This is a genomic window from Geodermatophilus chilensis (assembly GCF_002802985.1).
Lineage (GTDB): Bacteria > Actinomycetota > Actinomycetes > Mycobacteriales > Geodermatophilaceae > Geodermatophilus > Geodermatophilus chilensis.
This window is the reverse complement of the sequence record NZ_NVPT01000176.1, coordinates 1-9,917: the sequence shown is the minus strand read 5'-3', so window position 1 is coordinate 9,917 and position 9,917 is coordinate 1. Positions and strand designations below refer to the sequence as shown.

Genomic DNA, 9,917 nt, shown 5'->3' with positions numbered 1-9,917 from the left:
GCACCAGGTCGGCGAGGATGCCGGAGCGCAGCATGCCGATCGGCCGGTCGTCCCCGGCCTTCTTCGCCCGCCAGGCCAGCTCGTCCACGGTGGCCTGGCGGGCCGCGGCCAGCTCATCGGGCATGCCGGCGACCAGCTCACTGATCCCGTCCCCGACCGGGCGGCGCGTGACGTTGACCGCCCGGTGCGCCCTGTTCCGGCGGCGGTCGGAGGCCGCGGCGTCGCGGGCGGCCAGCTCTGCCCGCAGCCGGGCCTTGAGCCTGCGGACCGGCAGCGACGCGGCCGCGGGCAGCACCGCGGCCTCCACCGCGGCGATCACCGCGGGGTCGGTGCCGCGCACCTTCCAGCCCAGCTCCTCGCTGATCGTGCGGGCACGCGGCCAGTCCAGCCGGCCCTGCGCGAGCTCGGTGTGGGTGGCGGTCAAGGACCGAGTCAACGTCAGCGCGTGCTCGGTCAACGTGGTCGCGGTGGCCCGCGCACAGTTCAGCGTCAGGGCGAGTTCGTCGGCAAAGAACTCGCTCACCCCCTCCGGCGCCGCCTCATCCCCGGAAGTGGCGGCGCCCGGTTCACCCGGCTGCCGGTCCGCCGACGCCGGCCGGTCCGCAGCGAACGCCGCCACCAGCTCCAGCTCGTAGGCGGCCAACGCGGCCTTGAGCCGCTGCACCCGCTGCAGCTCCAGCGCCTTCTCCTCCGGCGAGCGCGCGTACACCGGCAACAGCTCACCCAGCGGCGGCACCAACGGCAACTCGACATCGGTCACCGTCAGACCCACGCCGTACCCGCCACCGATGAACACACCCCGAACGTAGGCCGGGGGTACGACACTTTCCGGGCGCTGAGCAGCGAAGACGTCCCCTGCTGAGCGGGTCGCGGCCGGTCCGGGCAGGGTGGTGCGGTGCTCATCTCGGTGGACGACGTCCGTGCCCTGTCCTTCGACGACGGGACGCCGGTCACCGCCGCCTCGGCCATCGCGCCGCTCGGTGCCGGCTGGCTGGTCGCCCAGGACGACTCCACGTCCGCCGCGTGGTGGCGGGCCGGCTCGGTCACCCCCGTGCGCCTCCTGCCGCCCGTGGAGGGCCACGACCGGTTCAGCGAGGCGGCCGGGACCAAGCGCCTCAAGCCCGACCTCGAGGTGGCCTGCCCCGCGGAGGTGGACGGCGAACCGGCGGTACTGCTGCTGGGCTCCGGGGCCACGGACCGGCGCACGCGCGGTGTGGTGGTGCGCCTGGACGACGGGCAGCCGGTGGTCCGGGCGGAGGACCTCGTGCCGCTCTACGCCGCCGTCGTGCAGCGCCTCGGGCTCACGGCGGACCAGCTCAACCTCGAGGGCGCCGCACGACGCGGCGACACGGTGCGGTGGTTCAACCGCGGCAACCTGGCGGCCGGCGTCCGCCCGGGCAGCGTCGACGTCCCGCTGGCCGGACTGGTCGACGCCGTCCTCGGCCGGGTGGGCGCCGGGTCGGTCCCGGTGGCCCGGCCGCGGGTCTACGAGCTCGGTGAGGTGGCGGGCGTGGGGCTCGCGGTCACCGATGCCATCGCCCTGCCGGACGGGCGGCTGCTGCTCAGCGCCGCCGCGGAGGACACGCCCAACGCCGTCGACGACGGGCCCGTGGTGGCCTCGGCGCTGGTGCTGGTGGACGGGGACAGCGTGCTGGACGTGAGCCCGGTCCCCGAGGTCGGCGGGCACGTGGCCAAGGTCGAGGGGCTGGCCCTCCGTGCTGTCCGCGACGGCACGGCACACCTGCTGGCCGTGGTGGACGACGACGACCCCACCCGTGCGTCCACGGCGCTGGAGCTGCGGGTCGCCCTGGGCTGAGGGCCGCGCTCAGGCGCGGGAGGGGCCTCCGGGAGTGTGCGGCCGAGGCCCGGCCGAGGTCCGGTAGGCCGCCCGTGCGGCGGCGATCACCCCGTGCAGCGGGTGGGCCTCGTTGTGGGCCTGGTTGAGTGGCGGCCCCAGCTCGGCGATCACGGCGGCTTCCACCGCCCGAGGCTCGGGGTGCTCCGCCCACGTGACCCGGAGGTGCTGCCGCACCCACTCCGACAACCGCGTCTCGTCCCCGTCGATCGGTACGACTCGGGTCCGGGTCCACCGGGTGGTGTAGCCCTCGGAGGACATCAGCAGCGCGACCAGCGCGCGGCGCAGTGTGGAGGAACCCGTGGGGCCTCGGACGTGGTTCCGGGCCACTCTCGCGCGCAGGTCCCGGGCGAGGCCGATGTAGAGCAGCTCCAGCTCCCCGGTGCCAGGATGGGCGGGGCCGGCCACCGCGGGCAGCACCCCAGCCGGCGCCCACCAGGCGTAGAGACCCGGCGCGCGAGGCAGCAGGACGCCCACATCGTCCACGTGTGCCGGCGGGCCACACAGCTCGTCGGCGAGCGTTCCCGTCACGTTCGCTTCCCGTCGTCCTCCTCGACCGGGACGAGCCGGGAGTTCGCGGGGTCGGTGAGCGGGGTGGACCCGTGCAGCTCGACGTGGCCGTCCTCGTGCACCGCGTAGACGTCGATCCGGAGCCGCGACCGCACCCAGGTCGGCACCCGCTTCGCCGCGGCCAGGACGCCGCTCGGGACGACGACGGCGTACCGGACGCCAGGTTCGTCCTCCTGGCGCATGCGGCGCAGGAGTTGCCCGTACAGCGTGTCGACGTCGAGCCCAGGGCTCGTGGTGTGGCCCTTGGCCTCCGCGTAGATCGTCATCCCGTCCCGGGACGCGACCACGTCGACGAACTGGACCTCTCTCCTGACCTCCCACCCGTCCGCTTCCAGTGCGGTGCAGAAGGCCGCCACGACGCGAGCCTCGTTCACCGGTGGAGCCCCCGACCGCGGAGCCCTGCAGCCGGACCGTTCGTCATCCGGGGGGCTGCTCCCGGTCCGAGCTGCGTCCGGTGGGGTGGGCAGCAGAGCACGGGGCCTCCTCGGACTCCTGGCATGGCATGGATGGTGTGCTCAGCCTGCAGGACCGACCCGTCGCCGGCGTCCCGACCACCCGGCGGATCGCGGGGCACTCGGTGGCCCGGGCGAGTGCGGGAGGGGGGAGTCGAACTCCCGTCAGATGACTGGCATCAGAATGCCTATAGATGCTGTGACCTGCGTTTCTGGCGCGGACCAGGAGGCCGCGGCGGCCCTCAGACCCATCCAGATGCCCGGGTATACGCGGGCTGCGGTATCACGCGAAGTATCACGAGGCGGCGTTGGGAAGCTCGTTGTGGTGGCCTGCCGGCACTTGATGAGGGCGGCATCGCGGGGACCGGCCGATCCAACGGCTCCCATGTCCTCGACGCCGGATTACGCGTCATGGACGTCGCGGATGGGTTGCTCGCGGTAGAGCCAGCCCCGAACGCGGCTGTTGTGGACATCGCTCACTCTGTCGCTACGCCCGGTCAGTCATCTCCGGCGCTCCCTTGGAGCCGTCGGTCGGCTGGCGAGGGTCCGATGTCTCAGCGAGATCGCCGTCTGCCGTCACACCCAGGCAGGCCAGAAGAGGGAGCCGAGGGATCAATACTCGGCGTCCCAGCCGCAGTGCGGGCAGTTCGCCGTTCTCGATAGCGCGAGTCACCGTGCGCACGTCGACGCCGAAGACCGAGGCCGCCTGAGCGACGGTCACAACGGCGGAGCGGCTGGCCCTGAGGTCGTCGAGGTTCACCGCACCTCCTGTGCACGAGCGGGGACGTCGGGCTGCGCCCGCGCTGCCCGTCCCATCAATGGTGGAGGGGCGGCCTCCGGACAATCTCCAGTTCGCCTCTCGGGAGTGCGCAGTCCGGTCTGCCGCAGGCGGACTGGAGACTCGAGCCCCTGGGCGGTGCTTCTCCAGAAGTCCGGAAGCCGGAGTCTCAGCAGAGCCGAGGGGCTCCGGTCGCGTGCGCCCGTCTCCGGTAGGCCTCCAGTAGGGGCTCCAGCTGTCGCGCCAGGCCGGGAAGGTCGCGGTCGTACACGCGACCGTCGTTCAGCTGGTTGGCCAGCTCGCCGAGCAGCCGAGGCCAGTCGCGACGGGTCGGCGCGACAGGCACCCGGACCTCGACGCGCCGCTCGACGACGTCCACCGCGGAGAGACCCGAGGCCGCGGCCCGCGCCTGCTCCCAGGCGCGGTGCCTACAGGTGGCCGAACACCACTTCGGGATCGGTCCCCGGCTCCGCGGAGTGATCGGCCCATCGCACCACCCACAGGTCATCGCGGCGCTCCGTCGCTCGCGACCGACTACTTCGGCGCCCGCCGGGTCCGAGCGAGCCTTCTTGACCGGCGCCTGCTGAAGGTGCTGGCGCCGTTGTCGCTCGCGCTCTCGCCGTCGAGCCCGGTACTCGGGGCTCCCGCTGGTTCCCATGCTCACGACGCTGCAGACGAGCCTGCAGTAACCCGTCACCACGAATTGCGAGACCCGAGGTGCAAGAGGTGTAAAGGTCGCGATCTTGATCGCTGCCTGTAGGGATGAGAATGCTCCGGTCGTCCGGCGACGTCGGGTCACATTGGCGCGGGAGCGCCCGTAGAGGTGTATGGCGCGGGGTCCTCGGGTGCCTGTGATTGCTGCCGTAGAGCGCGTGGGTCTGTCTCCCTGGCAGAGGGCCCTCCGGGCGACGCCCATCGGTGCCGATACCGAGGAGGAACCCCAAGTGGAACTGCTCTTCGACCGGGTCGCCGGGCTGGACATCGGCAAGGCGAGCCTGACGGTCTGCGTGCGCACGTCCGGGCCCAACGGGCGCCGGGTCAGTGAGGTGCGGACGTATCCGACGATGACCCGCTCGCTGCAGGCGATGCGGGACTGGCTGCTGGAGCGCGGCGTGACGATCGCGGCGATGGAGTCGACCTCGACGTACTGGAAGGCGCCGTTCTACTGCCTGGAGGAGGTCATGGACACGTGGCTGCTCAACGCCGCGCACATCAAGGCCGTCCCGGGTCGCAAGACCGACGTCAAGGATGCGGAGTGGATCGCGCAGCTGCTCGAGCACGGGCTGCTGAGCCCGTCGTTCGTGCCGCCTCCCGACATTCGCCGGTTGCGGATGCTGACCCGCTACCGGGTGCAGCTGATGGGCGACCGGACCCGCGACACGATCCGGCTGGAGCTGATGCTGGAGGACGCCAGCATCAAGCTCTCCTCGGTCGCCTCCAGCCTCACCACGGCATCAGCCCGGGCGATGCTCGGCGCGCTGATCGCCGGCGAGCAGGATCCGCAGGTGCTGGCGGAGCTGGCCAAGGGCCGGATGCGGATCAAGATTCCGGCCCTGGTCGAGGCGCTGACCGGGCACTTCAACGCCGATCACGCCCAGCTGGCCGGCAGCATGCTGCACCGCCTGGAGCGGGTCGAGGCCGCGCTCGCCGAGCTGGATGCGGTGATCGCCGAGGCCTGCCGGCCGTGGGCGCACCAGCTGGAGCTGCTGCAGACCATCCCCGGCGTGGGGGAGAAGGTCGCCCAGGTGATCCTGGCCGAAACCGGCGGGGACATGTCCCGCTTCCCATCGGCGGCGCACCTGGCCGCCTGGGCCGGCGTGGCGCCGGCGATCTACGAGTCCGCCGGCAAGCGCCGCCCGTCCGGGACCCGGCACGGCAACAAGTGGCTGACCGCGATGCTGGTCGAGGCGGCCGGCTCGGTCGGTCGCATGAAGGGCAGCAACTACCTGTCCACCCAGCACGCCCGGCTCACCGCCCGGCGCGGGATGGGCCGCGCCGCGGTGGCGGTCGCGCACTCCATCCTGGTCTCGGCCTACTACATCCTGCTGCGGGATGAGCCCTACCAGGAGCTGGGCGCCGACTGGCTGGCCCGGCGCGACGATGCCGCGCACACCCGCCGGCTGGTCGCCCAGCTCGAACGCCTCGGCCACACCGTGGTCCTCGACCCAGTCGCCTAACCGGAACTGCAGAACAACTGGAGGACGGGCTTCGCCCGCCCGCGCTGACGCGCGCCTGCAGCTCACCTATTCACGGGTCTGCAAGAGGTGTAAAGGTCGCGATCTTGATCGCTGCCTGTAGGGATGAGAATGCTCCGGTCGTCCGGCGACGTCGGGTCACATTGGCGCGGGAGCGCCCGTAGAGGTGTATGGCGCGGGGTCCTCGGGTGCCTGTGATTGCTGCCGTAGAGCGCGTGGGTCTGTCTCCCTGGCAGAGGGCCCTCCGGGCGACGCCCATCGGTGCCGATACCGAGGAGGAACCCCAAGTGGAACTGCTCTTCGACCGGGTCGCCGGGCTGGACATCGGCAAGGCGAGCCTGACGGTCTGCGTGCGCACGTCCGGGCCCAACGGGCGCCGGGTCAGTGAGGTGCGGACGTATCCGACGATGACCCGCTCGCTGCAGGCGATGCGGGACTGGCTGCTGGAGCGCGGCGTGACGATCGCGGCGATGGAGTCGACCTCGACGTACTGGAAGGCGCCGTTCTACTGCCTGGAGGAGGTCATGGACACGTGGCTGCTCAACGCCGCGCACATCAAGGCCGTCCCGGGTCGCAAGACCGACGTCAAGGATGCGGAGTGGATCGCGCAGCTGCTCGAGCACGGGCTGCTGAGCCCGTCGTTCGTGCCGCCTCCCGACATTCGCCGGTTGCGGATGCTGACCCGCTACCGGGTGCAGCTGATGGGCGACCGGACCCGCGACACGATCCGGCTGGAGCTGATGCTGGAGGACGCCAGCATCAAGCTCTCCTCGGTCGCCTCCAGCCTCACCACGGCATCAGCCCGGGCGATGCTCGGCGCGCTGATCGCCGGCGAGCAGGATCCGCAGGTGCTGGCGGAGCTGGCCAAGGGCCGGATGCGGATCAAGATTCCGGCCCTGGTCGAGGCGCTGACCGGGCACTTCAACGCCGATCACGCCCAGCTGGCCGGCAGCATGCTGCACCGCCTGGAGCGGGTCGAGGCCGCGCTCGCCGAGCTGGATGCGGTGATCGCCGAGGCCTGCCGGCCGTGGGCGCACCAGCTGGAGCTGCTGCAGACCATCCCCGGCGTGGGGGAGAAGGTCGCCCAGGTGATCCTGGCCGAAACCGGCGGGGACATGTCCCGCTTCCCATCGGCGGCGCACCTGGCCGCCTGGGCCGGCGTGGCGCCGGCGATCTACGAGTCCGCCGGCAAGCGCCGCCCGTCCGGGACCCGGCACGGCAACAAGTGGCTGACCGCGATGCTGGTCGAGGCGGCCGGCTCGGTCGGTCGCATGAAGGGCAGCAACTACCTGTCCACCCAGCACGCCCGGCTCACCGCCCGGCGCGGGATGGGCCGCGCCGCGGTGGCGGTCGCGCACTCCATCCTGGTCTCGGCCTACTACATCCTGCTGCGGGATGAGCCCTACCAGGAGCTGGGCGCCGACTGGCTGGCCCGGCGCGACGATGCCGCGCACACCCGCCGGCTGGTCGCCCAGCTCGAACGCCTCGGCCACACCGTGGTCCTCGACCCAGTCGCCTAACCGGAACTGCAGAACAACTGGAGGACGGGCTTCGCCCGCCCGCGCTGACGCGCGCCTGCAGCTCACCTATTCACGGGTCTGTGGCGAGGCGTGGCCTCAGGGCTTGAGGACGGCCTTGATGCACCCTTCTTGCTTCTTCTGGAAGATCTCGTATCCCCGTGGGGCCTGTTCCAGCGGCATCGGATGGGTGGTGAGGTCTTCGGTGCCGAGCGGATCGCCGTCGCCGATCAGTGCCGGCATGATTTCGTCGACCCAGCGCTTGACGTGCGCCTGTCCCATCCGGATCGTCACGCCCTTGTCGAATAGGTCCATCATCCGAAACGGGTCGGCCTGGCCGCCGTAGACGCCGATCAGAGAGATGGTGCCGGCGCGTCGAACGCTGTAGAAGGCGGTGCGCATGGCGGCCATCCGGTCCACGCCGACCGTCTCAGCTGCCTTGCGGGCCAGCGGGCCGGGCAGCTTGCCGGCGGCCCCGAGCAGGGCTGCCTGGACGGGCGAGCCGTGGGCCTCCATCCCGACCGCATCCACAACCCCGTCGGCACCCCGCCCGTGGGTCATCTCCATGATCGCGCCGGGGACGTCGTCCACCTCGCTGTCATCGACGACCTCGATGCCGTGGCGGCGGGCCATCTCCAATCGCTCGGCGAACAGAACTCTTTTCCGCCGGACAGCTGGGCAGGCATCGAGTCCTGGTTCGACGCGCTCGTGCGCAGGCACGAGACCGAGCGAGAGTTTCACGGCTGCCCACTCGGCTCGATGGTGAGCGAGGTGCTCGACCAGAGCGACAAGTTGCGCCTCGTTGCCGCTTACGCCTTCACCCGCTGGGAATCATCCTTGGCGGGAAGGCTGTGGATGATGCAAGCCGCGGGCCTGCTGCGGAGAGACGCCGACCCTGAGTCTCTCGCCCAGACCACTATCGCCATAGTGCAAGGCGGGTATCTCCTGTCCGCAACGAAGCGAGATCCGGCTCCAATGCGCAACGCCCTCGCCGCCGGCTTCACCCACTTGACCTCGTTCGCCGTCCCGACCTGACGAAGAGGACGCCGACAGGAAGGGCGCCCGGCACGGCAGGTGGAACCTTGTGTGTGTCGACATCGCCTCCGAGGAGGTGGTGCAGACGATCCTGTTCCCAACTGACGTGGCGCTGCCAGTGAGGTACTTCAGCGACCTCCTCTTGACCCTGCGCGGCGCCAGGGGGGACGGCGTTCATCACCCACTCATCGGACCAAGGGGCCCGAACGGGTCATCGTAGGGACTTCGCATCGGGGGAGAGAGCTGGCGCCGGCCGCACGGGCACATAACGCACCGTCCCCAATTTCATTCAACCGTCCCCGTCTGGTAGTGGGCACGGGCTAGCTGTACTGCCCGGACAGGTTGGTGCACCGCGGTGAGCGGTCGGTCTTGATGCCCTCGACGACACTCCACCGGTTAATCTTCTGCAGTTTCCAAGCGCCCCGCTGCCACATTGGCGCTTGGTGCCGTGTGGGTACGGCGCGGTTGATCAGATCTGTTCGGCTCATGCTCTATCCCACTTCGCTACCGGCCAGGCTGACGCACTTGTGCAGGGGTGACCGGCGCGAAGAGCACGGAGAAGCGGCAGCCGTCGCCCACGTTCTGCACGCTCATCCGCGCGCCATTCGCTTCAGCTAGGCCTCGCGCGATGGCGAGCCCGAGACCGAATCCCGCCCCGTCAGTAGCGCCACGACTGGTGTCGCCACGGTAGCCCGGGTCGAACAGGCGGTGAATGTTCTCCTCCGGGATTCCGCCACAGCTGTCCTGGACTTCCAGTACCACGCCGTCGAAACGCGATGCAGCACTGATGTGGACGCCGTTTCCTGGTGCGGTGTTCGCAATGGCGTTGTCGACCATGTTGTCCAGGACCCGCGTCATGAGCCGAACGTCAGCGTTGACGGTGATGCCCGGCGGGGCGTCGCCGCTGAGTGCCACACCCCGCTGCCTGGCGTGAGGGTTGGCATCGGCCAGCGCGTTGGACACCAGATCATCGAGGGCCAGGGGAGCGAACACTGGATCGACGAGCCCCGAAGTGATGCGCGTCAGCTCGACGACCTCATCGATGAGGGTGTTCAGACGCATGGTCTGCGACTGAAGAACTCCTAGATAGGAATCGAGGACGGCCGGATCTGAGGGCCCTTCCTCCTGCAGCGCTTCGACGATGGACCGCAACCGGGCCAGCGGCGTGCGAAGGTCGTGACCGAGGCCGACAAGCATCTCGTGCCGACTGCGTTCCAGCTCCGCCTCACGGCGGCGGGCCTCATGCAGCCGATGCTGGGCGTCGTCGAGTGCCGCAGCCAGCGCTGCGAGTTCGGCCGTCGGGGCGCGCGGAGGTACGAACTCGGTTCCGTCGCCGAGCAGCTCGACGGCCCGACGCAGTGCAACGCTCGCTATCATGATGATCTTGGCGACAACCACCGCAATGACAATGGACAGACCGACCGCGACCCCAACCGGTATGGCGAGCTGATCCAATGCACGCGGCGGCGCCAGCGCGGTCATGGCCAGGACCCCGACGGCCAAGCTCAAGACCGG

General features: G+C 70.5%; 10 protein-coding genes. 4 read left to right on the top strand and 6 right to left on the bottom strand.

What is annotated here, in order from left to right:
* The coding region (locus tag CNO22_RS27320) for a DUF222 domain-containing protein (protein WP_157937075.1) at window positions 1–796 on the bottom strand (796 nt) is incomplete at its 3' end.
* A 99-nt stretch (window positions 797–895) separates the two neighbouring features.
* Here CNO22_RS27320 and CNO22_RS22545 point away from each other — a divergent pair.
* Window positions 896–1,816, top strand: a complete 921-nt coding sequence (locus tag CNO22_RS22545; RefSeq protein WP_100501505.1) for a DUF6910 family protein — start codon at window positions 896–898, stop codon at window positions 1,814–1,816.
* A gap of 9 nt (window positions 1,817–1,825) precedes the next feature.
* On the opposite strand, the gene CNO22_RS22540 is transcribed toward CNO22_RS22545, so the two are convergent.
* The 3 genes from CNO22_RS22540 to CNO22_RS22530 all read right to left on the bottom strand — a co-directional run bounded on the left by CNO22_RS22540 (window position 1,826) and on the right by CNO22_RS22530 (window position 3,637).
* Window positions 1,826–2,386 carry a GIY-YIG nuclease family protein gene (locus tag CNO22_RS22540; protein ID WP_100501503.1) on the bottom strand — a complete coding sequence of 187 codons (561 nt, stop codon included), beginning with the start codon at window positions 2,384–2,386 and terminating at the stop codon, window positions 1,826–1,828.
* Window positions 2,383–2,799 (bottom strand): hypothetical protein, encoded by a 417-nt coding sequence (locus CNO22_RS22535; RefSeq protein ID WP_198588528.1) that lies wholly within the window; start codon window positions 2,797–2,799, stop codon window positions 2,383–2,385. Before CNO22_RS22535 ends, CNO22_RS22540 begins: the two co-directional genes overlap by 4 nt.
* A gap of 565 nt (window positions 2,800–3,364) precedes the next feature.
* Window positions 3,365–3,637: a helix-turn-helix domain-containing protein gene (locus CNO22_RS22530; RefSeq protein WP_100501501.1), complete on the bottom strand. Its 273-nt coding sequence runs from the start codon at window positions 3,635–3,637 to the stop codon at window positions 3,365–3,367.
* 962 nt (window positions 3,638–4,599) lie between these two features.
* Between CNO22_RS22530 and CNO22_RS22520 the strand changes: the two genes are divergently transcribed.
* Together CNO22_RS22520 and CNO22_RS22515 are read left to right on the top strand one after the other, a co-directional pair.
* Window positions 4,600–5,832, top strand: coding sequence for an IS110 family RNA-guided transposase (locus CNO22_RS22520; RefSeq protein ID WP_100501498.1), 1,233 nt, complete (start codon window positions 4,600–4,602; stop codon window positions 5,830–5,832).
* Window positions 5,833–6,137: 305 nt separating this feature from the next.
* Window positions 6,138–7,370, top strand: a complete 1,233-nt coding sequence (locus tag CNO22_RS22515; protein ID WP_100501498.1) for an IS110 family RNA-guided transposase — start codon at window positions 6,138–6,140, stop codon at window positions 7,368–7,370.
* A gap of 96 nt (window positions 7,371–7,466) precedes the next feature.
* Here CNO22_RS22515 and CNO22_RS22510 read toward each other — a convergent pair whose 3' ends face one another.
* Window positions 7,467–8,000, bottom strand: a complete 534-nt coding sequence (locus tag CNO22_RS22510; RefSeq protein ID WP_198588527.1) for an MDR/zinc-dependent alcohol dehydrogenase-like family protein — start codon at window positions 7,998–8,000, stop codon at window positions 7,467–7,469.
* Between CNO22_RS22510 and CNO22_RS22505 the strand changes: the two genes are divergently transcribed.
* Window positions 7,986–8,402, top strand: coding sequence for an LmrA/YxaF family transcription factor (locus tag CNO22_RS22505; protein ID WP_198588526.1), 417 nt, complete (start codon window positions 7,986–7,988; stop codon window positions 8,400–8,402). The two genes, CNO22_RS22510 and CNO22_RS22505, sit on opposite strands and share 15 nt — an antisense overlap.
* Window positions 8,403–8,906: 504 nt before the next feature.
* On the opposite strand, the gene CNO22_RS22500 is transcribed toward CNO22_RS22505, so the two are convergent.
* Window positions 8,907–9,917, bottom strand: a 1,011-nt coding sequence (locus CNO22_RS22500) for a sensor histidine kinase (RefSeq protein ID WP_100501495.1), incomplete at its 5' end; no start/stop codon positions are given.